The sequence below is a fragment of the Bradyrhizobium sp. USDA 4472 genome (assembly GCF_054058595.1).
Genome location: NZ_JBSSAM010000001.1, coordinates 6738623 through 6761721, shown reverse-complemented (window position 1 = coordinate 6761721; position 23099 = coordinate 6738623). Strand labels below are relative to the sequence as shown.

Annotated in this window: 27 protein-coding genes; 20 read left to right on the top strand and 7 right to left on the bottom strand. The window is 63.1% G+C overall.

Annotated features, from left to right (window positions below; genetic code table 11):
- Positions 1-7 precede the first annotated feature (7 nt).
- The 4 genes from ACVWZ4_RS31920 to ACVWZ4_RS31905 all read left to right on the top strand — a co-directional run bounded on the left by ACVWZ4_RS31920 (position 8) and on the right by ACVWZ4_RS31905 (position 2162).
- Positions 8-355 carry a Lin0512 family protein gene (locus ACVWZ4_RS31920; RefSeq protein WP_456703200.1) on the top strand — a complete coding sequence of 116 codons (348 nt, stop codon included), beginning with the start codon at positions 8-10 and terminating at the stop codon, positions 353-355.
- Between the two features lie 4 nt (positions 356-359).
- Positions 360-1052: a GNAT family N-acetyltransferase gene (locus tag ACVWZ4_RS31915; RefSeq protein ID WP_456734916.1), complete on the top strand. Its 693-nt coding sequence runs from the start codon at positions 360-362 to the stop codon at positions 1050-1052.
- Positions 1053-1231: 179 nt separating this feature from the next.
- Positions 1232-1375, top strand: coding sequence for a hypothetical protein (locus tag ACVWZ4_RS31910; protein ID WP_456703202.1), 144 nt, complete (start codon positions 1232-1234; stop codon positions 1373-1375).
- Positions 1376-1457: 82 nt separating this feature from the next.
- The gene (locus ACVWZ4_RS31905) at positions 1458-2162 is read left to right on the top strand and encodes a glutathione S-transferase family protein (RefSeq protein WP_456703203.1); all 705 of its coding nucleotides are present in this window, start codon (positions 1458-1460) and stop codon (positions 2160-2162) included.
- An 8-nt stretch (positions 2163-2170) separates the two neighbouring features.
- On the opposite strand, the gene ACVWZ4_RS31900 is transcribed toward ACVWZ4_RS31905, so the two are convergent.
- The gene (locus ACVWZ4_RS31900) at positions 2171-2542 is read right to left on the bottom strand and encodes a tRNA-binding protein (protein WP_092234717.1); all 372 of its coding nucleotides are present in this window, start codon (positions 2540-2542) and stop codon (positions 2171-2173) included.
- A 107-nt stretch (positions 2543-2649) separates the two neighbouring features.
- Here ACVWZ4_RS31900 and ACVWZ4_RS31895 point away from each other — a divergent pair, with 107 nt between their 5' ends.
- The gene (locus ACVWZ4_RS31895; protein WP_456703205.1) at positions 2650-3015 is read left to right on the top strand and encodes an ArsC family reductase; all 366 of its coding nucleotides are present in this window, start codon (positions 2650-2652) and stop codon (positions 3013-3015) included.
- A 7-nt stretch (positions 3016-3022) separates the two neighbouring features.
- Here ACVWZ4_RS31895 and ACVWZ4_RS31890 read toward each other — a convergent pair whose 3' ends face one another.
- Positions 3023-3673, bottom strand: coding sequence for a PAS domain-containing protein (locus ACVWZ4_RS31890; RefSeq protein WP_456790439.1), 651 nt, complete (start codon positions 3671-3673; stop codon positions 3023-3025).
- A gap of 337 nt (positions 3674-4010) precedes the next feature.
- Between ACVWZ4_RS31890 and ACVWZ4_RS31885 the strand changes: the two genes are divergently transcribed.
- The 7 genes from ACVWZ4_RS31885 (at position 4011) to ACVWZ4_RS31855 (ending at position 10503) form a co-directional block, all read left to right on the top strand.
- Positions 4011-4766 (top strand): ABC transporter ATP-binding protein, encoded by a 756-nt coding sequence (locus tag ACVWZ4_RS31885; RefSeq protein ID WP_456703207.1) that lies wholly within the window; start codon positions 4011-4013, stop codon positions 4764-4766.
- The gene (locus ACVWZ4_RS31880; RefSeq protein WP_456741883.1) at positions 4759-5505 is read left to right on the top strand and encodes an ABC transporter ATP-binding protein; all 747 of its coding nucleotides are present in this window, start codon (positions 4759-4761) and stop codon (positions 5503-5505) included. Before ACVWZ4_RS31885 ends, ACVWZ4_RS31880 begins: the two co-directional genes overlap by 8 nt.
- A 55-nt stretch (positions 5506-5560) precedes the next feature.
- The gene (locus ACVWZ4_RS31875) at positions 5561-6781 is read left to right on the top strand and encodes an ABC transporter substrate-binding protein (RefSeq protein ID WP_456703209.1); all 1221 of its coding nucleotides are present in this window, start codon (positions 5561-5563) and stop codon (positions 6779-6781) included.
- Positions 6782-6853: 72 nt separating this feature from the next.
- The gene (locus ACVWZ4_RS31870; RefSeq protein ID WP_456703210.1) at positions 6854-7717 is read left to right on the top strand and encodes a branched-chain amino acid ABC transporter permease; all 864 of its coding nucleotides are present in this window, start codon (positions 6854-6856) and stop codon (positions 7715-7717) included.
- Between the two features lies 1 nt (position 7718).
- Positions 7719-8687 carry a branched-chain amino acid ABC transporter permease gene (locus ACVWZ4_RS31865; RefSeq protein WP_456734919.1) on the top strand — a complete coding sequence of 323 codons (969 nt, stop codon included), beginning with the start codon at positions 7719-7721 and terminating at the stop codon, positions 8685-8687.
- Positions 8688-8841: 154 nt separating this feature from the next.
- Positions 8842-9486, top strand: a complete 645-nt coding sequence (locus ACVWZ4_RS31860; RefSeq protein ID WP_092234701.1) for a DUF47 domain-containing protein — start codon at positions 8842-8844, stop codon at positions 9484-9486.
- Between the two features lie 12 nt (positions 9487-9498).
- On the top strand, positions 9499-10503 hold the full coding sequence (locus tag ACVWZ4_RS31855) for an anion permease (protein WP_456741882.1): 1005 nt from the start codon (positions 9499-9501) through the stop codon (positions 10501-10503).
- Here the strand turns inward: ACVWZ4_RS31855 and sugE are convergent.
- On the bottom strand, positions 10496-10810 hold the full coding sequence (gene sugE, locus ACVWZ4_RS31850; protein ID WP_456703212.1) for a quaternary ammonium compound efflux SMR transporter SugE: 315 nt from the start codon (positions 10808-10810) through the stop codon (positions 10496-10498). The two genes, ACVWZ4_RS31855 and sugE, sit on opposite strands and share 8 nt — an antisense overlap.
- Before the next feature lie 174 nt (positions 10811-10984).
- Here sugE and ACVWZ4_RS31845 point away from each other — a divergent pair, with 174 nt between their 5' ends.
- From ACVWZ4_RS31845 to ACVWZ4_RS31810, 8 genes are all read left to right on the top strand, one after another.
- Positions 10985-12604 carry a peptide chain release factor 3 gene (locus tag ACVWZ4_RS31845; RefSeq protein WP_456703213.1) on the top strand — a complete coding sequence of 540 codons (1620 nt, stop codon included), beginning with the start codon at positions 10985-10987 and terminating at the stop codon, positions 12602-12604.
- 98 nt (positions 12605-12702) lie between these two features.
- Entirely contained in the window at positions 12703-13281 is a 579-nt protein-coding gene (locus ACVWZ4_RS31840) for a hypothetical protein (protein ID WP_456703214.1), read from the top strand.
- Positions 13282-13351: 70 nt separating this feature from the next.
- Positions 13352-13936 carry an NnrU family protein gene (locus tag ACVWZ4_RS31835; protein ID WP_456703215.1) on the top strand — a complete coding sequence of 195 codons (585 nt, stop codon included), beginning with the start codon at positions 13352-13354 and terminating at the stop codon, positions 13934-13936.
- Positions 13937-14006: 70 nt separating this feature from the next.
- On the top strand, positions 14007-15602 hold the full coding sequence (locus ACVWZ4_RS31830; RefSeq protein ID WP_456703216.1) for a class I adenylate-forming enzyme family protein: 1596 nt from the start codon (positions 14007-14009) through the stop codon (positions 15600-15602).
- Positions 15603-15771: 169 nt separating this feature from the next.
- Entirely contained in the window at positions 15772-16425 is a 654-nt protein-coding gene (locus ACVWZ4_RS31825) for a tetratricopeptide repeat protein (protein ID WP_456703217.1), read from the top strand.
- Between the two features lie 30 nt (positions 16426-16455).
- Positions 16456-16959 carry a hypothetical protein gene (locus ACVWZ4_RS31820; protein WP_456790437.1) on the top strand — a complete coding sequence of 168 codons (504 nt, stop codon included), beginning with the start codon at positions 16456-16458 and terminating at the stop codon, positions 16957-16959.
- A gap of 50 nt (positions 16960-17009) precedes the next feature.
- Positions 17010-18392, top strand: a complete 1383-nt coding sequence (gene der / locus ACVWZ4_RS31815; RefSeq protein WP_456734921.1) for a ribosome biogenesis GTPase Der — start codon at positions 17010-17012, stop codon at positions 18390-18392.
- Entirely contained in the window at positions 18389-18547 is a 159-nt protein-coding gene (locus ACVWZ4_RS31810; protein ID WP_456703220.1) for a hypothetical protein, read from the top strand. Before der ends, ACVWZ4_RS31810 begins: the two co-directional genes overlap by 4 nt.
- 88 nt (positions 18548-18635) lie before the next feature.
- Here ACVWZ4_RS31810 and ACVWZ4_RS31805 read toward each other — a convergent pair whose 3' ends face one another.
- The 4 genes from ACVWZ4_RS31805 to ACVWZ4_RS31790 form a co-directional block, all read right to left on the bottom strand.
- Positions 18636-19871 (bottom strand): ABC transporter substrate-binding protein, encoded by a 1236-nt coding sequence (locus ACVWZ4_RS31805; protein WP_456734922.1) that lies wholly within the window; start codon positions 19869-19871, stop codon positions 18636-18638.
- 225 nt (positions 19872-20096) lie between these two features.
- Positions 20097-20837 (bottom strand): SDR family NAD(P)-dependent oxidoreductase, encoded by a 741-nt coding sequence (locus ACVWZ4_RS31800; protein ID WP_456703222.1) that lies wholly within the window; start codon positions 20835-20837, stop codon positions 20097-20099.
- Between the two features lie 51 nt (positions 20838-20888).
- The gene (gene purF / locus ACVWZ4_RS31795) at positions 20889-22400 is read right to left on the bottom strand and encodes an amidophosphoribosyltransferase (RefSeq protein ID WP_456703223.1); all 1512 of its coding nucleotides are present in this window, start codon (positions 22398-22400) and stop codon (positions 20889-20891) included.
- Positions 22401-22428: 28 nt separating this feature from the next.
- Positions 22429-23058 carry a CvpA family protein gene (locus ACVWZ4_RS31790; RefSeq protein ID WP_456741880.1) on the bottom strand — a complete coding sequence of 210 codons (630 nt, stop codon included), beginning with the start codon at positions 23056-23058 and terminating at the stop codon, positions 22429-22431.
- Positions 23059-23099 lie beyond the last annotated feature (41 nt).

Here is a 23099-nt window from a genome sequence, read left to right as displayed (position 1 = left end):
AATGAGCATGGCACGCGTTCGTTGTGTTACCGAGATGGGCATGGGCGTCGACGTTCACGGCAGGGACGCCACCAAAGCCGCGAAGCGGGCGGTCTCGGATGCCATCAGGCATTCGAGCCTCGGCTTTTTCCGGATGATCGGCAAGACCGCGAACGACATGTTCGTCGATGTCACGATCGGCGTACCCGATCCCGAAGCCGTCGACAGGGAGGCGGTTGCGAAGGAGCTTCCCTACGGCACCGTGACCGTGACCGCGGTCAAGGGCGGGCTGGAGATTCCCTCGGCGACGGAGGTGGCGAATGATCCCATTCTCATCGCCAATGCGGCCGTCATCGTCAGCTTCGACAAGGATTAGGCCGGTGTCCGACAGCGATGTGGCGCTGCTCGATCGTCCGATCTGGAGCGCGCTGACGACGAGCCACAAGCATCTGGCCGAAGGCGGCGCACGGGCGCTGCGCTATCCGGTGGACATGACGCCGTTTGCCGACATGGCGGACATGTCGGCGGAGAGCTTCACCGCGCTGGGCGCTCTCATGTCGCCCTCGCAGGTTGCCGCGCTGTTCACGCCGGATGCGGTCAATGTTCCCGCGGGCTTCAAGGTTGTGCTGGCCGAGACCGGCGAGCAGATGATCGGCTCACCCGCCGATAGCCCGTTGCGCGAGGCGGAGATCGTGACGCTCGGCCCGGCCGACGTTCCGGCGATGATGGCGCTGACGACACTGACAAAGCCCGGGCCGTTCGCCGCGCGGACGCACGAGCTCGGCACATTTCTTGGCATCCGAGCCGGTGGCGAATTGGTTGCGATGACCGGCGAGCGCATGAAGCCGGGAAAGTTCGTTGAGATGACCGCGGTCTGCGTCCACCCCGATTATCGCGGGCGCGGCTATGCGCAGGCGCTGCTCGCAGCTGTCGCGCGCCGGATCGAGGCCCGCGGCGAAATTCCGTTCCTGCATGTGTTTTCGAACAACACATCGGCCATCGCGCTCTATCAGCGCCAGGGCATGCGCATCCGTCGCCGCCTGCACGTGACGGCCTTGATGAAGGATACGTAAACGCCTTTGCACGGGCCCCGTCATTTCCCGCGAAAGCGCGCTAGGTCCATCCCGCATGATCGGGCTGAAATGTCTGGCCGGGATTCCGGGAAAAACAGGCAATTTATTTGAACCATGCAGGAACTGGCGATGGTCGGTCTGCGTTCCCCGTGCGAACCGAATTGAAAGAAGCTCGTGCGATGAATGATGCTAGCCAATTCGCCACTGCGATGCTTACGCTCGTCTTCGCCGGAGCGTTGCTCCTCACGGGGCAGCTCTTCATCGAGCAGCGCGCCAAGAGCGAGGTGGTCTACGCCAACAGTCATCTGCTGCGACCATTGTGATCCGGCTGAGATGACTCGGCCTTGCGTCGTTCGGTGGCCCGCCTAGACTAAGCGGCATCTTGCGAACCAAGCCGGGGTGCCGATGTCCGATCTCTCGACCTTTCCGATCACCGGGCGCTGGCCTGCCAAGCATCCCGAACTGCTTCAGCTCTATTCCTTGCCGACGCCGAACGGCGTCAAGGTCTCCATCATGCTGGAGGAGATCGGGCTTCCTTACGAAGTTCATCTCGTCGACTTCGGCAAGGACGATCAGAAGACGCCGGAATTCCTCTCGCTCAATCCGAACGGCAAGATCCCGGCGATTCTCGATCCCAACGGCCCCGGAGGCAAGCCACTGCCGCTGTTCGAATCCGGAGCGATTCTGCAATACCTCGCCGAGAAGAGCGGCAGGCTTCTGCCGCAGGACGCCGCGCGACGCTACCAGACCCTCGCGTGGCTGCACTTCCAGATGGGAGGCGTCGGGCCGATGTTCGGCCAGGTCGGCTTCTTCCACAAATTCGCCGGCAAGGATTTTGAGGACAAGCGACCGCTCGAACGTTACGTCAGCGAGTCCAGGCGCCTGCTCGGTGTGATGGAAGCGCATCTTTCCGGCCGGCAATGGTTCATGGATGACGACTACACCATCGCGGACATTTCCATGCTTGGCTGGGTGCGCAATCTCATCGGCTTCTATGGTGCCGGCGACCTGGTCGCATTCAGCCAGTTCACGTCGGTCGCTGCCTGGCTCGAGCGCGGGCTGGCGCGGCCTGCCGTGCAGCGCGGATTGAACATTCCGAAGCGGCCGTGAGACGATCCCTAGAACAACCGGCCGCCGTTTGGCACCGGCTTGCTCGGCTGCATCAGCACGACCTTGCCGTCGGCATCGGGGAAGCCGAGCGTCAGTACCTCCGAGACGACAGGTCCGATCTGGCGCGGCGGGAAATTGACGACGGCCGCGACCTGCTGTCCGACCAGGGTTTCGAGCGGGTGATTCTCGGTGATCTGCGCCGAGCTCTTGCGGACGCCGATGGCCGGGCCGAAGTCGATCCACAGCCGCCACGCCGGCTTGCGCGCCTCGGGAAACGGTTTGGCATCGACGATGGTGCCGACGCGGATATCGACCGCGAGGAATGCATTGAAGTCGATGGTGGGGGAGGCGGATGCCGCGGGATCGTGAGTGACGTGCATGATGTGTCCGTCCGGAAGAGATCGAAAGCGATGTTGGCAATATTGTCGCGCGATCAGGAGTTTCGTACAACGCAGCTGCACGTCACGACGCATGCGCGAGGATCGTCTTGCCCAACATCATCTACGGCATCAAGAACTGCGACACCATGAAGAAGGCGCGCACCTGGCTCGATACCCATGGCGTGGCCTATGAGTTCCACGACTACAAGTCTGCGGGCGTGGAGAAGGACAAGCTCAAGCAGTGGAGCGACGAGCTCGGCTGGGAGACGCTGCTCAATCGCGCCGGCACCACCTTCAAGAAGCTGCCTGATGCCGACAAGGAAGGCCTGACTGAGAAAAAGGCACTGACGCTGATGCTAGCGCAACCATCGATGATCAAGCGGCCGGTGCTCGAAATCGGCGGCAAGCTGCTGGTCGGCTTCAAGCCTGATGTCTACGACAAGGAAATCGGCGCAGCCTCGCGCAAGCGCTAGTCGGGAGCTAGTTCAGCTCGACGATCTCGGCGCTGACATCAGGGCCGCCGGACCGATCGGCAAATTCGACGATGTCGGTCGCCGCGTAGCAGCCCGGCGCTTGGTGAAACAGGTCGCGGTCGATCACCGTGCGCAGTTTCGGACGTGGTGGCGCGTCATTTCCGCGCAGCAGGTTCTTGATCTCGAAGCCGCCGTCCTCGCAGAAGGTCTTGAGGGATGCGATGATGTGGCTGACCTTGTCATCGGTCAGGAACGGGAGCAGTAGCCGTTCATAGGCGACGACGCGGCCATAGACGTCGTCGACGTCGGCAACGCTGTAGACCGGAAGACCGCGTGCGACGCATTGGTGATAGACTGGCATCACGAAGGGCGCGAGGCGCGGCCCAACATAGTCGTCCAGCAGGATGCCCTTGCCGGTATGGCCATAGGCGCTCGAGATCCGCGTGCCCTCGCTCTGGATGGTCAGGCGCGCCGTCGGCGTCGAATGGTCCACGGTGAAGTAGATCAGGTCGGACAGCTCTTCCTTGAGCCGCGCGGGTTGATACTCCCGGATCGCCGGCACAGTTTGCCGGCGCGCGTAAAGTCGCAACCACGTGTTGAGCAGGTCACGCTGCTTGATCGACTTGACGACCGAGGGAACGGCGCTGGTGAAGTCCAAAACAAGATTCCCCGCGAATGAAACCCGCACATGATCCCGCTTACGGGAAAATTTTTGATGAAGGATGGCGTGCGGGGCCAAAGAGCGTTAACGACTTGATGACCGGCGTCTTGCGAACCGGGAGGCCGGCAGGCGACACCACAAAACCTCCAACTAAGGGAGCATAAGACTCCCGGCCGGAGGCCTGACCTGCTCAGCTTTCCGCCTTGCCTAACCCCCGTCACCTCCGGCATATTCCGCGCCCGGAGGCGGCGTTTTCGGGAAGGCTCCAAGGCCCCCGGAAAGTCGAAGGAACAAGGACAGCTCCGCGCACTTGCGCGGGCGGGGGGAAATCTGTTTGGCCGATGAGTTCATTCTTGAAACGGAAGGTTTGACCAAGGAGTTCGCGGGCTTCTTCGCCGTCCGCGACGTTGCGCTCAAGGTTCGCCGCGGGAGTATCCACGCGTTGATCGGCCCGAACGGGGCCGGCAAGACGACATGCTTCAATCTTCTGACCAAATTCCTCAAACCGTCTGCCGGAAAGATCCTGTACAAGGGACAGGACATCACCGCGATGGCGCCGGCGGACGTGGCGCGCATGGGGCTGGTCCGCTCGTTCCAGATTTCGGCGGTGTTTCCGCACCTGACCGCGCTGGAAAACGTCCGCGTCGCACTCCAGCGCCAGCATGGCAGCTCGTTTGATTTCTGGCGCTCGAAATCGGTGCTCAACCGTTTCAACAATCGCGCGCTGGAATTGCTGAACGATGTCGGCCTGAGCGAGTTTGCCAATACGCCTGCGGTCGAGATGCCCTATGGGCGCAAGCGCGCGCTGGAGATCGCAACGACGCTGGCGCTCGATCCGGAGATGATGCTGCTGGACGAGCCGATGGCCGGCATGGGTCACGAGGACATCGACAAGATCGCAGCGCTGATCAAGCGCATCTCGGCGAAGTACACCATCCTGATGGTGGAGCACAATTTGAGCGTTGTCGCCAATCTCTCCGACATCATCACCGTGCTGACGCGCGGGCAGGTGCTCGCGCAAGGCAACTACGCCGATCTCACCAAGGACGAGCGCGTCAAGGAAGCCTATCTGGGAGCCGGTCATGCCTGAAACTGCGATGGCCGAGGCTCCGGCAAAGGCCGGAATCGGCGGCAACATTCTTCAGGTCCGCAACCTCGAGGCCTGGTACGGCGAGTCCCACATCCTGCACGGGATCAATTTCGACGTGAACGCTGGCGAGGTCGTCACCCTGCTGGGGCGCAACGGTGCGGGGAAGACGACCACGCTCAAGTCGATCATGGGCATCATCGGCAAGCGTGCCGGGTCGATCAAATTCAACGATCAGGAGATCGTGCGCGCGACCTCGGACAAGATCGCCCGCATGGGCATCGCGTTCTGTCCGGAGGAGCGGGGAATTTTCTCCAGTCTCGACGTGCGGGAGAATCTCCTGTTGCCGCCGGTGGTGCGCCCGGGCGGATTGCCGCTCGAACAGATCTTCGACCTGTTTCCGAATCTGAAGGAGCGGCTCAGCAGCCAGGGCACCAAGCTGTCCGGCGGCGAGCAGCAGATGCTCGCGATCGCGCGCATCCTGCGCACCGGTGCCAGCTTCCTGATGCTCGACGAGCCGACCGAAGGCCTTGCGCCTGTTATCATTCAGCAGATCGGTCACACCATTGCGCGGCTCAAGAAGGAGGGCTTTACCATCCTGCTGGTCGAGCAGAATTTCCGTTTCGCATCCACCGTCGCCGATCGCTATTACGTCGTCGAGCACGGCAAGATCATTGATGGATTTTCCAACGCGGAGCTTGCCGCCAACATGGACAAGCTCCACACCTATCTCGGCGTCTAGGACGGCCCGTGACGGCCTAGAGAGACGGCGAAGAGAATTTCACAAGGGAAGTGGCATGAAAAAGTCGATTGCATCGTTGTTGCTTGGTACGGCGTTGGCCGTGACCTGCGCTGGCGTCGCCTTGGCACAAGACAAGACGGTCAAGATCGGGGCGCTGTCCGATCAGTCCGGCCTCTATGCCGACCTCGGCGGACCCGGCTCAACGCTCGCCGCCCAAATGGCGGTCGAGGATTCCGGCCTCGCCGCGAAGGGCTGGAAGATCGACATCATCTCGGGTGATCACCAGAACAAGCCCGACATCGGCACCGCGATCGCGCGGCAGTGGTTCGACGTCGACAAGGTCGACGTCATCGTCGACGTGCCGAATTCGGGCGTGGCGCTCGCCGTGAACAACGTCGTCAAGGAAAAGAACGGCGTCTACATCAATTCGGGCGCGGCGACCTCGGACCTCACCAACGCGCAATGCTCGCCCAATACCGTGCACTGGACCTACGACACCTACATGCTGGCCCACACCACCGGCCAGGCGCTGGTCAAGGCTGGCGGTGACACCTGGTTCTTCCTGACCGCGGACTATGCCTTCGGTGCGGCGCTCGAGCGCGATACCACGGCCGTCATCACCGCCAATGGCGGCAAGGTCGTCGGCGGCGTGAAGCATCCGCTGAATACGCCTGATTTCTCGTCCTTCCTGCTCCAGGCACAGGCTTCCAAGGCCAAGATCATCGGCCTCGCCAATGCTGGCGGCGACACCACCAACACAATCAAGCAGGCGGCCGAATTCGGCATCGTCAAGGGCGGCCAGAAGCTCGCGGCGCTGCTGCTGTTCCTCACCGACATCAAGGCGATCGGCCTGGAAACCGCGCAGGGCCTGAACTTCACCGAGACCTTCTACTGGGACATGAACGATCAGACCCGCGCCTTCTCGAAACGTTTTGCCGGCAAGATGAAGAACAGTGCGCCCCCGACCATGGTACAGGCCGGCGTTTATGCGGGCGTGCGCCATTATCTCAAGGCGCTCGATGCGCTCGGCGGCAATCCCCATGACGGCATCAAGGTCGTCGAGAAGATGAAGTCGATGCCGACCGAGGACGATCTGTTCGGCAAGGGCGAGATCGAGCCCAACGGCCGCACCATCCACAATGCCTATCTGTTCGAGGTGAAGAAGCCCTCGGAATCCACGGGACCGTGGGACTTCTACAAGCTCGTCGGCACGGTGCCGGGCGACCAGGCCTTCACGCCGCTCTCCGAGAGCAAGTGCGCGCTGCTTAAGAAGTGAGGCCAACCGCCCGCCGGCATGTCACCGGCGGGCACTAGTTTGGAAACGCCGAAGGGACTGGGTGCTGGATCGATGCAGGCTCTCTACGCACAGCTACTGGTGGGACTGATCAACGGCTCGTTCTACGCGCTGCTCAGTCTCGGGCTCGCCGTGATCTTCGGCATGCTCAACATCATCAACTTCGCTCATGGCGCGCTCTACATGATGGGTGCGTTCGTCGCCTATTTCCTGCTGAACCTCGGCGGCGTCAGTTACTGGTGGGCGCTGCTGCTGGCGCCGATCATCGTCGGCATCTTCGGGATGATCCTGGAGCGGACCATGCTGCAATGGCTCGCAGGCCTCGATCACCTCTACGGGCTGCTTCTGACCTTCGGTCTGGCGCTGATCATTCAGGGTGTGTTCCAGAATTATTTCGGCTCTTCCGGTTTGCCGTATTCGATCCCCGATGTACTGAAGGGCGGGGTGAATTTGGGATTCATGTATCTGCCGATTTATCGCGGCTGGGTGGTCGTGTTCTCGCTCGTGGTTTGCTTTGCGACCTGGTATTTGATCGAGCGCACGCGGCTCGGTGCTTATCTCCGGGCCGCGACTGAAAACCCGACGCTGGTGCGAGCTTTCGGCATCAACGTTCCCAGGATGATCACGCTGACCTATGGGCTCGGCGTTGGCCTTGCCGCGCTCGCCGGCGTGCTGTCGGCGCCGATCAATCAGGTCCGGCCGCTGATGGGCGAAAACGTCATCATCGTCGTGTTTGCGGTCGTGGTGATTGGTGGCATGGGCTCGATCATGGGCTCGATCATCACGGGCTTCGCACTGGGTGTGATTGAAGGGCTGACCAAGTATTTCTATCCAGAGGCCTCCAATACAGTCGTGTTCGTGCTGATGGTGCTGGTGCTGCTGGTGAAGCCAACGGGATTGACGGGAAGGGCGGCCTGATATGACCGTAGCAACTGACGACACTCTGCCGGGGACCCCACGCGCATTGCGCGACGAGATGATCGTCTTCGCGGTGATGGCGGTGCTGCTTGCATCCGTGCCGTTCACAAAGATCTATCCGTTCTTTGTCATGCAGGCGCTATGCTTCGCGTTGCTGGCCTGCGCCTTCAACTTGTTGATCGGCTATGGTGGCTTGCTGTCGTTCGGCCACGCGATGTTTCTGGGTACCGCGGGTTACGTCTCGGGTCATGCCTTGAAGGTCTGGGGAGTCCCGCCCGAGCTTGGCATTCTGGCCGGTACCGCCGCCGCCGCCGGGCTTGCCGTCATCACCGGCGTCGTCGCAATCCGGCGCCAGGGCATTTATTTCGCGATGATCACGTTGGCGCTCTCGCAGCTATTGTATTTCATCTATGTGCAGGTGCCGTTTACCCATGGCGAGGACGGCATTCAGGGTATTCCGCAGGGCCATCTGTTCGGAATATTCGACCTCAGCGATCCGACGGTGCTTTACTACACCGTGCTTGCCGGTTTTCTGTTCGGCTTCCTCTTGATCTTTCGCACCATCAACTCGCCGTTCGGTGAGGTGCTGAAGTCGATCCGCGAAAACGAGCAGCGCGCGATTTCGCTGGGTTACAAGACCGATCAGTACAAGCTGATTGCCTATATCCTGTCAGGAACTCTGGCGGGGTTTGCCGGCGCCTTGAAGGTGTTTGTCGCGCAAAATGCTTCGTTGACCGATGTTGAAGTGTCGATGTCAGGGCAAATCGTTTTGATGACGCTGGTGGGTGGTCTCGGCACCGTGTTCGGCCCGGTCTTCGGCGCCTTTGTCATCGTCGCCATGCAGCAATATCTCTCCGGCCTCGGGAGTTGGGTCACGGTGATCCAGGGCTCGGTCTTCGTGGTCTGCGTGCTCACCTTCCGCCGTGGTGTGGTCGGTGAAGTCGCACATTACTTCCGGCGGTCACTCTAACCTATTGATGTTATGTCGATTTTGCCATCACTTTAAAGCGGTGGATGATCCTGCTCTGCAGGCGTGAGATGACACGCGCGCAGGGCAAAAATGGTCTATGACGGTTTTGTGTCGGCCCGTTCGGCCGGGCCATTCCAACCGGTAGACCAGTCCCATGATGCGATGGTTTCGCGCTTTCCTCCCGAAGGAAGAACGGTTCTTCGACCTGTTCGACCGCCACGCCCAGACCGTGATCCAGGGTGCAATCGCGCTCCAGGGCATGCTGAAAGGCGGCGAGGAGACGCCGGTCTATTGTCAGCGTGTCAGCCAGTTCGAGAACGACGCGGACAATGTGACCCGAGAGGTGCTGACGGCGGTGCGGCGCACCTTCATCACGCCGTTCGACCGCGGTGACATCAAGAACCTCATCACCTCGATGGACGATGCGATCGACCAGATGCAGCAGACCGCCAAGGCCGTGATGCTGTTCGAGGTCCGCAGCTTCGAGCCGCCGATGCGGGAGATCGGCGAGTTGCTGATCGAATGCGCCAATCTGGTGGGACGTGCGCTGCCGCTGATGCAATCGATCGGACCGAACGTCGCGATGCTGACTGCGATCACGGAAGAGCTGACCAAGCTGGAGGGCCGCGTCGACGATCTCCATGACATCGGGCTGAAGGAGCTTTTCCTCAAGCATCGCGACGGCAGGGCGATGGATTTCATCGTCGGCGTCGAGATCTACGACCACCTCGAAAAGGTGGCCGATCGCTTCGACGACGTCGCGAACGAGATCAACAGCATCGTCATCGAGCAAGTATAGGGCAGGGCCGCCGTGGATGCTGCGTTGGGTGTTCCTGTCCTGGTCGGACTGATCGCCGTCGCGTTGCTGTTCGACTTCCTGAACGGTCTGCACGACGCCGCCAATTCGATCGCGACCATCGTCTCGACTCGCGTGCTGCGGCCGCAATTCGCGGTGATCTGGGCCGCGTTCTTCAATTTCGTCGCCTTCATGGTGTTCGGCCTGCACGTTGCCCAGACCATCGGCACCGGCATCATCGATCCCGCGATTGTGGACGCCCAGGTGATCTTCGCGGCGCTCCTCGGCGCCATCGTCTGGAATCTCGTGACCTGGGCGCTGGGCATTCCGTCTTCCTCGTCGCACGCGCTGATCGGCGGCCTCGTCGGAGGTGGCATGGCGAAGGCTGGAATTCATGCCGCGGTGTGGAGCGGCTTGAGCAAGGCGGTGCTGGCGATCGTGCTGTCGCCGCTGGTCGGTTTCCTGCTCGCAATGATGCTGGTCGCAATCGTGTCATGGGCCTCGGTGCGCTCGACGCCGTTCGCCGTCGACCGTGCCTTCCGCATTCTGCAATTCGCCTCCGCTTCGCTCTACTCGCTCGGCCACGGCGGCAACGACGCACAGAAGACGATGGGCATCATCGCCGTGCTGCTCTATTCGCAGGGCCATCTCGGCGGCGAATTCACCGTGCCGTTCTGGGTGGTGCTGTCCTGCCAGGCCGCAATGGCGCTGGGCACGCTGATGGGTGGCTGGCGCATCGTCCGCACCATGGGCCTGCGCATCACCAAGCTCACCCCGATGCAGGGCTTCTGCGCCGAGACCGGCGGTGCCGCGACCCTGTTCATGGCGACCTTCCTCGGGGTTCCCGTCTCGACCACGCACACCATCACGGGCGCCATCGTCGGCGTCGGCGCCGCCCGCCGCGTCTCGGCGGTGCGCTGGAACGTGGCGAGTTCGATCGTCTATGCCTGGATCATCACGATCCCGGCCTCGGCCATCGTCGCGGCACTGAGCTGGTGGGCGGTCCAGATCTTCAAGTGACGAGTTTCAGCCCGACGATGCCGGCCACGATCAGCCCGATGCTGGCAAGGCGGAGCGCGGTGGCGGGCTCGCCGAGCAGGAAGATACCGAGCGTCGCAGTGCCGACCGCGCCGATCCCGGTCCAGACCGCATAGGCGGTTCCGACGGGCAGCGACTTGAGAGCTGAACCGAGCAGGATGACGCTGCCGGCCATGGCCGCGAGCGTGACGACGGAGGGCACGAGTCTGGTAAAACCCTCGGTATATTTCAGGCCGATCGCCCAGGTGATCTCGAGAAGACCAGCGACGAAAAGGATAGTCCAGGCCATGGCGACCCTCCATTTAAGGCAGGGTCGTCCCCGCTAGGCCAATGCTGACGAGCAGGGCGGCCGTCCTCCCCCAAGGCCTGTTTGGTCAAAGGCCGATATGGGGCTGGCCGAAGCGCTCCGCAATCACCACATGAGGCTTGATTGGGCTCATTTTCCCTGCCAAACGCTCCCGCCATGTCCGACATTGCCGCCACAGCCGACTCGACGGCCCGTTCCTCGCTTGCCACCGAAGTGGCGCGCCGACGCACTTTTGCGATCATCTCGCACCCGGACGCCGGCAAGACCACGCTGACCGAAAAACTGCTGCTGTTCGGCGGCGCCATCAACCTGGCCGGCCAGGTCAAGGCCAAGGGCGAGCGGCGTAACACGCGCTCGGACTGGATGAAGATCGAGCGCGAGCGCGGCATCTCGGTCGTGACCTCGGTCATGACCTTCGAGTTCGAAGGCCTGGTCTTCAACCTGCTGGACACGCCGGGCCACGAGGACTTTTCGGAAGACACCTATCGCACGCTGACCGCGGTCGATTCCGCCGTGATGGTGATCGACGCAGCCAAGGGCATCGAGGCGCGGACACGCAAACTGTTCGAGGTCTGTCGTCTCCGCGACATTCCGATCATCACGTTCATCAACAAGATGGATCGCGAGAGCCGCGACGTGTTCGAGCTGCTCGACGAGATCGAGAAGACGCTGGCGCTCGACACCACGCCAATGACATGGCCGGTCGGCCGCGGGCGCGACTTCCTCGGGACCTACGACGTCGTCAATGGCGGCGTGCGCCTGCTCGAAGGCGGCGGCGCGAAGACCGGCGCTGCGCAACAGATCGAGATCGCCGAACTTGCCAAGCTGAATGCGAACCTCGATGTCTCCGCGGTGAAGGACGAGCTCGAGCTCGTCACGGAAGCTTCAAAGCCGTTCGAGCTCGACGCGTTCCGCGAGGGCCATCTGACGCCGGTCTATTTCGGCAGCGCGCTTCGCAATTTCGGCGTCGGCGACCTCCTGGAAGGCCTCGGCAAGTTCGCTCCCGAGCCCCGCGCCCAGGACAGCGACCAGCGCAAAGTCGAAGCGACCGATCCGCGCATGAGCGCCTTCGTGTTCAAGATCCAGGCCAACATGGACCCGAACCATCGCGACCGCATTGCGTTCGCGCGGCTCTGCTCCGGCAAGCTCAGCCGCGGCATGAAGGCGAAGCTGGTACGCACAGGCAAGAGCATGCCGCTGTCGAGCCCGCAATTCTTCTTTGCTCAGGACCGTTCGGTGGCGGACGAGGCCTTTGCCGGCGACGTCGTCGGCATTCCCAACCACGGCACGCTCCGGATCGGGGATACGCTCACCGACGGCGAAGATTTCAACTTCGTCGGCGTGCCGAGCTTCGCGCCTGAAATCGTCCGCCGTGTCCGTCTGACCGACGCGATGAAGGCGAAGAAGCTGAAGGAAGCGCTTCAGCAGATGTCGGAAGAGGGCGTCGTGCAGGTGTTCCGTCCGCGTGATGGTGCACCGGCGCTGGTCGGCGTGGTCGGCGCGCTGCAGCTCGACGTGCTCAAGGCCCGGCTTGAAGCGGAATATTCGCTGCCGGTCGAATTCGAGGTCAGCGAGTTCCAGCTTGCGCGCTGGGTCTCGTCGGAGGATCGCAAGAAGCTCGACACTTTCATCGCGGCCAATACGTCAAGCATCGCCGATGACGTCGACGGCGATCCCGTTTATCTGGCCCGGAACGAATTCTATCTCGGCTACACCAGGGAGCGCGCCGAGGGCATCGAGTTCACCAACGTCAAGGACGTGAAAAAGAAGGGGTAGGGGGTAGCCCTTGGCGCGCGAGCATGTGAACGCGCGCAGGCTTGACGCTGTCACGAACGGTGCCACGTTCCACGGATGTGACATCGCGAGACCAAAGCATGTGGCGCGGCATTCTCGTTCTCACACTATTGGCGATATCAATCGTTGCCGCCGACGCGCAGCACCGCCAAATCAATCCGATCCCGTTTGCGCATGAGCCGTGCAGCGTTCTCGACGGTCCCCCCTGCACGCCGTACTATTGCAGTCCGCTCGAGCCTGGCCCGTGTATTCCCGAGATCGATTATCCCTACGGCCAGAACCTGCAGCTCACGATCGAGAGCGTGCCCCCGGAGGCTGATCGGGCCAAGTACAAAAAGCCGGATCACGACCTCGATACGATCGGCGATCTTTTTGCGGAGCTGCGTACGTGCTGGTCGCCGCCATCGGACCATGCGCGCGCAGGCATGCAGATGGCTGTCCGCTTCAGCTTCAATAAGGCCGGTGGCCTGATCGGCCCGCCGCGCCTGACCTTTGCGACTGCGGGCGTCCCCGCCGATACGCGAACCACCTACCTCAACGCGATCAATTCATCGTTGAATGCATGTCTCCCGCTGAAGTTCACCAGCGGCCTCGGTGGCGCCTTGGCCGGACGGCCGATTGCGATCCGCTATGTCGACAATCGAGAGCTTGGAAAGTAGCCCGTCAGTTGCGAGCGGCGGCCAATCAATGATACCTCAGAGGCGAGGCGCTGGTTGAGGGAGGATGATCGTGGGTCTGCTGGTTATGATCCTGGGGCTGGCACTGTTTTTTGCCGCCCATGTCTTCACAACGAAACGTGGCGCGCGCACACAGGCGATCGCGCGGCTGGGCGAGGGGACCTACAAGATTCTGTATTCCGTGGTCTCGCTTGCGGGACTGGCGCTGATCGTCTGGGGTTTTGCGCATTATCGTGCCACCGGCTGGATCGAGGTCTGGTATCCGCCGAAGGCGATGAAGCACGTTACCGTCGCGCTGATGCTGCCTGCCGTGATCCTGGTGGTCGCGTCCTATCTGCGCGGCCGCATCTATGCGACCCTGAAACATCCGATGCTCGCCGGCATCAAGCTGTGGGCGTTTGCGCATCTGCTGGCCAATGGCGATCTTGGCTCCATCATCCTGTTCGGCTCGTTCCTGGCTTGGGGCGTGTATGACCGTATTTCGCTGAAACATCGCAAGGATGCCGGGGCCCCGCCGATTCCCGTGGGCGGCGTCACCAACGATCTCATCGCGATTGCGGTCGGCATCGTCGCCTATCTGGCGCTGGCGTTTGCGTTTCATCCTGTCGTGATCGGTGTTCCCGTGATGGGTGGCTAGCCGATCAGCGCAAGACATCACCTCACTGTCCACGGGAAGGCTGGCAAAAGCAACAAGACGAGGGTATCCGATGGACTGGTCGCAATCTCAGATTCCGCCGATGCGGTTCGAGGCGCGCTTTGGCGATCGGGTGGTGCCGGCCTTCGTTGATCGACCGGCTAGTCTCTGGGCGATGATCGCCGAGGCTGCCGCGCGTAACGGGGACGGCGAAGCGCTGGTCTGCGGCAATGTGCGTCTGAGCTGGCGCCAGGCGCTGGAGCAGTCCGCGCGGATTGCGACGGGATTTCGCAAGCTCGGCCTGCAGCGGGGCGATCGCGTCGCGATCCTGCTCGGCAACCGCATCGAATTTCCGCTGCTGCTGTTTGCCGCTGCCCATGAGGGCCTGGTTACGGTATTGCTCGGCACGCGGCAGCAGAAGCCGGAGATCGCCTATGTCCTGTCCGACTGTGGCGCAAAGATCCTGATCCACGAAGCTGCACTCGCCGAGCGGCTGCCCGATGCGCAGGATGCGCCTGATGTGATCCACCGTATCGCCATCGACGGTGATCCGACCCAGTCTCGCTTTGCGGTGCTCGCCGACCATGCGCCGGCTCGGGCACCGGTCGACGTGAGCGAGGAGGATACCGCGATGATCCTCTACACTTCGGGCACGACGGGAAAGCCGAAGGGCGCGATGCTGGCCCATTGCAACATCGTGCATTCCTCGATGGTGTTCGTGTCCTGCCTGCAATTGACAGAAGCCGATCGGTCGATCGCAGCCGTCCCGCTCGCGCACGTCACGGGCGTCGTCGCCAACATCACGACAATGATCCGCTGTGGTGGCGCACTGATCATCATGCCGGAGTTTAGGGCAACCGACTATCTCAAGCTCGCCGCGCGCGAGCGCGTTACCTACACCGTAATGGTGCCGGCGATGTACAATCTCTGCCTGCTGCAGCCGGATTTCGAGAGCTACGACCTGTCGAACTGGCGCATCGGAGGCTTCGGCGGCGCGCCGATGCCCGTTGCGACCATCGAGAAGCTCAAGGCCACCATTCCAGGGCTGAAGCTGGCGAATTGCTATGGCGCGACCGAGACGACGTCACCGTCCACCATCATGCCCGGCGAACTGACGGCGAGCCACATCGACAGCGTCGGCCTGTCGTGTCCGGGGGCGCGCATCGTTGCGATGGCCGACGGGCGCGAGCTGCCGCCGGGCGAGATCGGCGAACTCTGGATCCAGAGCGCTTCCGTCATCAAGGGCTATTGGAACAAGCCGGAGGCTACGGCTGAGAGTTTCACTGCCGGCTATTGGCACTCCGGCGACCTCGGCTCGGTGGATGCCGAAGGCTTCGTCCGGGTGTTCGACCGGCAGAAGGACATGATCAATCGCGGCGGCCTCAAGATCTATTCGGCTGAGGTCGAATCCGTGCTGGCCGGCCATCCCGCCGTAGTCGAGAGCGCGATCATCGCAAAACCCTGCCCGGTGCTCGGTGAGCGCGTCCATGCGGTCGTGGTCACGCGCGTACCAATCGGCGGCGACGATCTGCGGGCTTGGTGCGCCGAGCGCTTGTCCGACTACAAGGTGCCGGAGACCATGACGGTCACCGCCGAGCCGCTCCCGCGCAATGCCAACGGCAAGGTGGTGAAGCGGCAGCTGCGGGAGCTGCTGGTCGTGTCTGGATAGGACCGGGTCGGGGTACCCGGATATCCCGGATCGCGCGTTAACACCTTGATCGGCCTTGCTTTGCCTTGCCAGCGCCATATCGATAGGGTATCGCCGCCGCCACGTGGGGACGGGCTTTAGACGCATGCGATCTGGCGTGCGCTCCCGGCCGGGCATGGGATTTGCTTAAGTGTCTGAATTATTTGACGAAGTCGACGAGGAAGTACGTCGCGAGCAGCTCAAGAAGCTGTGGGACAATTATTCGCACTACTTCATCGCGCTGATGGTGCTGGTCGTGGCGGCCGTGGGCGGCTGGCGCGGCTATCAGTATCTGGAGGCCAAGAAGGCCGCCGAAGCCGGCGCGATCTTCGAGAAGGCCGTCGAGCTGTCGGAGCAGGGCAAGCATCCGGAGGCCGAGACGGCCTTTGCCGATCTTGCTGCCAAAGCACCGTCCGGCTACCGCACCCTGGCGCGGCTTCGTGCCGCGGCCGAAGCATCGGCGCGGGATCCCAAGGCTGCAGCCAGGATGTACGACGATATCGCCGCTGACACGGGTCTTGGCAGCGAGTGGCGCGATCTCGCGAAGATTCGCGCCGCAGGTCTGCTTGTGGACAGCGCGAGCTACGCCGACATCCAGCAGCGGCTGGAGGCTTCCGCCGAACCCCAATCGACCTACCGCCATAGCGCCCGCGAGCTGCTGGCGCTGTCGGCGTGGCGTAACAACGACATGACCGCAGCCCGCAAATGGGTCGACGCGATCGCCGAGGACGGCGAAACGCCGCCCGGCCTCCGTTCGCGCGCCGAGGCGCTCCAGGCCTTGCTGCCGCCCGTCGCCAAAAGCTGACGGTCCTGAGAGCCCAGACGAGATATCGACATGCGCCGCACGCCTCGCTTGATCGCAGCCGCCGTCCTGATCGCCTTCACGGGCGTGCTGGGCGGCTGCTCCAGCCTCGATCCGAGCGATCTGCTCGATTTCCTCGACACCAAGAAGAAGCTGCCCGGCGATCGTAAGCCGGTGTTCCCGGAGGGCGTGCCGGGTCTTGAACAGGGCGTGCCGAAGGAAATGTACAAGGGCGCGCAGCAACAGCAGGATGCGAACGCGCCTGCAGTCGCGGCGCTGCCGGCCGAACCGGCGCCTGCTGAGCCGGCGAAGCCATCGAAATCCGCGAAGGGCAAGAAGACCAGACAGCCGGCCGCGACCGCGCCGGCACCTGCCGCCCCGCCGCCCAAGCACAAGATCGTGCGCAAGCGCACCACCGCGCCGCCGCCGGACCAGCAATCCGCGCAGCAACCGGCACAGCCGGCGCAGACCACCCAGCAACCGCAGTCGCAGGGGGCATTCCCGGCGCCGATGCCCAGCGGCAGTTTCTCCCGCTGATATTTTTCACAGAATTGACAGTCGCCACCTCCGCGGCGCACGAATGACCAATGTCCTTTACGATCGCCATCATCGGCCGGCCCAATGTCGGCAAATCGACGCTGTTCAACCGTCTGGTGGGGCAGAAGCTCGCGCTCGTCGATGATCTGCCCGGGGTCACCCGCGACCGCCGCGAGGGTGAGGCCAGGCTCGGCGACCTCGAATTCACCATCATCGACACTGCCGGCCTCGACGAGGGCGCCAAGGGCTCGCTGACGGCGCGCATGCAGGAGCAGACCGAGACCGCGATCGCACAGGCAGATGCGCTGTTCTTCGTGATCGATGCCCGCATCGGCCTCACGCCGACCGACCGCGCTTTCGCCGATTTCGCCCGCAAGGCCAACAAGCCGGTGCTGCTCGTCGCAAACAAGAGCGAAGGCAAGCATGGCGATGCCGGTGCGATGGAATCCTTTGCGCTTGGCCTCGGCGATCCCATCCAGATCTCGGCCGAGCATGGCGAGGGCATGGGCGAGCTTTACGACGAGCTCGCCAAGCTGATGCCGGAGCCCGTCGAGGAAGACGAGATCGAGGACGACGAGCCGCTCACCGAGGAAGAGGCGGCGACGCGCCCGATCCGCGTCGCCGTTGTCGGCCGTCCCAATGCCGGCAAGTCGACCCTGATCAACCATTTGCTCGGCGAGGAACGCCTTCTGACCAGCCCGGAGGCCGGCACCACGCGCGATTCCATCGCGGTCGAGATCAATTGGAAGGGCCGCAGGTTTCGTGTGTTCGACACCGCAGGTCTTCGCCGGCGCTCGCGCATCGAGGAGAAGCTGGAAAAGCTCTCGGTTGCGGACGCGCTGCGCGCGGTGCGCTTTGCCGAAGTCGTCGTGATGATGATGGACTCGCAGAATCGCTTCGAGGAGCAGGATCTGCGCATCACGGACCTTATCGAGCGCGAGGGCCGCGCGGTCGTGCTTGCCGTCAACAAATGGGATCTGATGGAGACCAAGGGCGGCGGCGCGATCTCAGGCCTGCGCCGCGACGCCGATCATTGGTTGCCGCAGCTCAAGGGCGTGCCGATCGTCGCGGTGTCCGGACTGATGGGCGAGGGCATCGATCGCCTGATGCAGGCGATCCAGGATGCCTATGCACTGTGGAACAGGCGCGTGCCGACCTCTGCGCTCAATCGCTGGTTCGAGCAGGCGGTCCAGGCCAACCCGCCGCCTGCCGTGTCCGGCCGCCGGTTGAAGCTGAACTACATCACCCAGACCAAGGCGCGCCCGCCGAGCTTCGTGCTGTTCTGCTCGCGCGCGGATGCAGTGCCGCAGTCGTATCTGCGCTATCTCATCAACTCGATGCGCGAGGCCTTCGACCTGCCGGGAACACCGGTGCGCATCACGCTGCGCGAGAAGGCGAATCCCTTCGCCCACAAGCGCAAGCGGCCATCGTGAGCGAACAAGCCGGCGAGGCGATAGCGCAAGGCGCTCAGCCGGTCCTGCACGATGCGGTCGCCGTTATCTTCGTCACCATCCTGCTCGACATGCCCGCGCTTGGTGTGATCGCATCTCAACCGGTGAGGGCGGTGAGCAGTCGGGCTCAAGCCTGAATCGCCGTTCCGGGGCGATGCGGAGCGTCGAACTTCTCGAGATCCCGGGCTGATGCTGGCGCACCATCCCGGGATGAGTGCTACGCGGTCATTTCTTCACCAGCGGACACTCGCTGTCCTTGAGAGGCCTGGCGGCGTCTTCCGCGGAGATGGTGGCGACCAGCTTGTAATAGTCCCACGGTCCCTTCGATTCCTCCGGCTTCTTCACCTCGAACAGGTAGGCCGGAATGATCCGGCGGCCGTCCTCGCGCAGCGGACCCTTGCCGAACAGCGCATCGTCGGTCGGGATCTCCTTCATCTTGGCGACGACCTTGGCGCCGTCATGCGGATTGCCGCCGAGCGCCTCAAGCGCTTTGAGGTAATGAATCACGCCGGCATAGTTGCCCGCCTGGGTCATTGACGGCATCGCGTGGTTGCTCACCTTCTCCTGGAAGCGCTTGGACCAGGCGCGGGTGCCGTCGTTGAGATCCCAATAGAAGGATTCGGTGAAGGTCAGACCGTGCGCGGTCTTGAGGCCGAGCGAGTGCACGTCGTTGATGAAGAGCAGTAGCGCCGCGAGCTTCTGGCCGCCTTCGACGATGCCGAACTCGGCCGCCTGCTTGATTGCGTTGGTGGTGTCGCCGCCGGCGTTGGCAAGCCCGACGATCTTCGCCTTGGAGTTCTGTGCCTGGAGCAGGAACGACGAGAAATCCGAGGTGTTGAGCGGGTGCTTGACGCCGCCGAGCACCTTGCCGCCGTTCGCGGTGACAACGGCACCGGTGTCGCGCTCGAGCGCGGCGCCGAAGGCATAGTCGGCGGTCAGGAAGAACCAGCTATCGCCGCCGGCCTTGGTCAGCGCCTTCCCGGTGCCGTTGGCGAGCATATAGGTGTCGTAGGTGTAGGAGATGGTGTTGGCGTTGCAGGCCTTGCCGGTGAGGTCGGCGCTGGCACCGCCATTGTTGAGCAGGACGACGTTCTTTTCCTTGGCGACGTTGCTCACCGCCAGCGCGACGCCGGAGTTCGGCGTGTCGGTGATCATGTCGACCTTCTGGGTGTCGATCCATTGCCGCGCGATGTTGACGCCGATGTCAGGCTTGTTCTGGTGATCGCCGCTGACGACCTCGATCTTCCAGCCCTTGGCAAGCAGACCGGAATCCTCGACCGCCATCTTGACGGCTACCACCGAGTTGGGGCCGCCGATGTCGGCGTAAAGGCTCGACATGTCGTTGAGCACGCCGATGGTGACGGTCTTGTCTTGCTTATCCTGGGCAAAAGCGGACGTGGCAAAACCGAAAGCGGCGCAGGCGAGAAGGGCCGCTGAGCGGCGCGCGAACGTCGTCGTCATAAAGGATTTCCTCCATTGTCAAATATGCGGACGGCTCTCTTGCGGAGCCTTGGTCCGGCAAATTCCGTAGCCTGTCCCCGGGACGGCGGCAATGCGCCTAAAGCCGGATGATGCTGCGTCGTAGCGTCCTCAGTCGGTTAATCTTTGGGTAAGATGCGTTCAGGCGCTATTTCAGTGCGTCCGAGGTCAGCTTGAAATTCCGGATGCGTTTTGTGGCCGAAGCAATCACGCCGGCGCGTGGAAGCTCATCAGCGAGCGAGTCTTGTAGTCGTAGAACTTGCCGGTCTCGGTCCAGTCGGGCGTGCACAGCGGGACGATGAATTCGGCGACCTGCTCGGGCGTGTCGAGCGTTGCGGGATCTTCGCCGGGCATCAGGGTCGCGCGCATGCGGGTGCGGATCGGGCCCGGGTTGAACAGGTTGACGCGGATGGCCGTGTTCGCGGTTTCCTGCGCCCAGGCGCGCGCCAGCGTCTCCAGCGCGGACTTGGAGGCAGCGTAGGGGCTGACATAGGCGGTCGCCTTGCTGGCAGCGCCCGAGGTGATGAACACGGCGCGGCCGGCGTCGGATTGCTTCAGCAGCGGCTCCATGCAGCGGATCAGTTGGAAATTTGCGGAGACGTTGACGGCCATGACGTCGTTGAACGTCTTCAGCTCAATGTGGCCGACCGGTGAGGAGGGGCCGAGCACGCCGGCATTGCCGACGAGAATGTCGAGCTTGCCGTAGCGCTCATGCAGGCCGGCGCCTAACCGCGCGATGCCGTCGGAATCGGTAAGGTTGAGCGGCACCAGCGTGGTGCTGCCGCCCACCTTGCGGATTTCGTCGTCGAGCTCCTCGAGCCCGCCTTGCGTGCGCGCGGTTGCAACGATATGTGCTCCGGCTTTTGCGAGCGCGAGCGCCGTGGCGAAGCCGATGCCGCGCGAGGCGCCGGTGACGAGAGCGATGCGGTTGGCGAGGGGCTTTGTCATGCCCGGGTTTTACAGGCGTGGCTGGCTCGCACAAGCCCCCACACGTACCCGTCAACTCGCCTCCGCCAGCAGCGACAGCTGCCGCTGTTGCGGCTCGGTCTGGGTCTGGTCGGTAAGGTGGGTCGGATAGACGCCGGTGAAGCAGTGATCCGCAAACTTCGGATTGGCGGGGTCGCGGCCGGGCTCGCCCATGGCGCGGTACATGCCGTCGATCGACAGGAAGGCGAGCGAATCGGCGCCGATGAGCTCGCGCATCTCCTCCAGTGAATGCGTTGCGGCCAAAAGGCCGCCGCGATCCGGCAGATCGATGCCGTAATAATCGGGATAGAGGATTGGCGGCGAGGCGAGGCGGAAGTGCACTTCCTTGGCGCCGGCATCGCGCATCATGCGCACGATCTTCTTCGACGTGGTGCCGCGCACCAGCGAGTCGTCGATCAGGATGATGCGCTTGCCTTCGATCGCGGCGCGGTTGGCCGAGTGCTTCATGCGCACGCCGGACTCGCGGATCGCCTGCGTCGGCTGGATGAAGGTGCGGCCGACATAATGGTTGCGGATGATGCCGAGCTCGAACGGCACGCCGGAATGCTGGCTGTAGCCGACCGCCGCGGGCACGCCGGAATCCGGCACCGGCACCACGACGTCGACAGGCACATGGCTCTCGCGCGCGAGCTGCGCGCCAAAGGCCTTGCGCACCTCGTAGACGGAGCGGCCGTGGACGATGGAGTCAGGCCGCGAGAAATAGATGTATTCGAAGATGCAGGGACGCGGCGCCATCGGCGGGAACGGCTTGTGGATGTCCTGGCCGTTCTCGTCGAACACGATGACTTCGCCGGGCTCGATGTCGCGCACGAAGCGCGCGCCGATGATGTCGAGCGCGCAGGTCTCCGACGTCAGGATCGGGCAGCCGTCGAGCTCGCCGAGCACCAGCGGACGGATGCCGCGCGGATCGCGCGCGCCGACCAGCTTCTTGTTGGTGAGTGAGACCAGCGCATAGGCGCCTTCGATCTCGCGCAACGCGTCGATATAACGCTCGATGAAGCGGCTGCGCCTGGAGCGCGCCACCAGGTGCAGGATCACTTCGGTGTCGGAGGTCGACTGCATCATGGCGCCGCTTCTGACGAGTTCGCGGCGCAGCGTCAGGCCGTTGGAGAGATTGCCGTTGTGAGCGACGGCGAGACCGCCGGCATTGAGCTCGGCGAACAGCGGCTGCACGTTGCGCAGGATGGTGGCGCCGGTCGTGGCGTAACGGACGTGGCCGACCGCCATGGTGCCGGGCAGGCGGTCGATGACCTCGCGGCGGGAGAAAGTGTCGCCGACCAGACCGAGGCGGCGTTCGCTGTGGAAGCGGCCACCGTCGTAGGAGACGATACCGGCAGCTTCCTGGCCGCGGTGTTGGAGGGCGTGGAGGCCGAGCGCCGTGATGGCGGCAGCATCAGGATGTCCGTAGATGCCGAAGACGCCGCATTCCTCGCGGACCGTATCTCCGTCCAGGTCGTCCTGAAGCTCTAGCGCGGCGGAGCCGGGATCGAGTTCCGTGTGGGCGTCCTGGTCAGGGTGTCGCATCTCGTCCGCGCCTCTCTTTAGGGCTCAATCAACGCGCTGCCGGTTTCTCGATCAGCTTCTTCAGGCTGTCACGAGCGGGTTTACTGTACCCCTCGCCGCTGCCCGAAGGCTGCTGCTCGGTATCAGCTTGATCATCATCTGGTTTGTTTTTCTTGAATCTCTTCAAGATGGTGTTCTCGGGGTCGTCAGGCAAGAGGGACATCAGCCAATCCCCGGTTCCCTGGAGCACCACGCGGGACTTCGCCCCCGAGACCCAGTCCGGGCGCTGCTTGTCCGGCACCAGCCACGTGAAGAACAGGAACGCGACCACGACGATCAAAAGCCCGCGAGCGAGGCCAAACAGGAACCCGAGGGTCCGGTCCAGCGCGCCGATCCGCGAATCCAGGATCATGTCGGAGATCCGGACCGTGATGACGGAGACCACGACCAGGGTCCCGACGAACACGCCGGCGACCACGACCACGCTCGCGACGGTGTCGTTGTTGAAATACGTCTTGGCGGTCGGAAGCAGCTTGGAAAAGGAGTACAGCGTCACGATCGCGGCGGTGCCCCAGGCTGCGATCGAGAGGATTTCGCGCATGAAACCGCGGACCATGGCGAGGAGGCCCGAAATCAGCATCACACCGAGCAGGATCAGGTCGAGGAGTGTTACTGGCATCGGCTGGTCTGGTCCGCTCGTACGCTCAAAGGGTGCTCAGC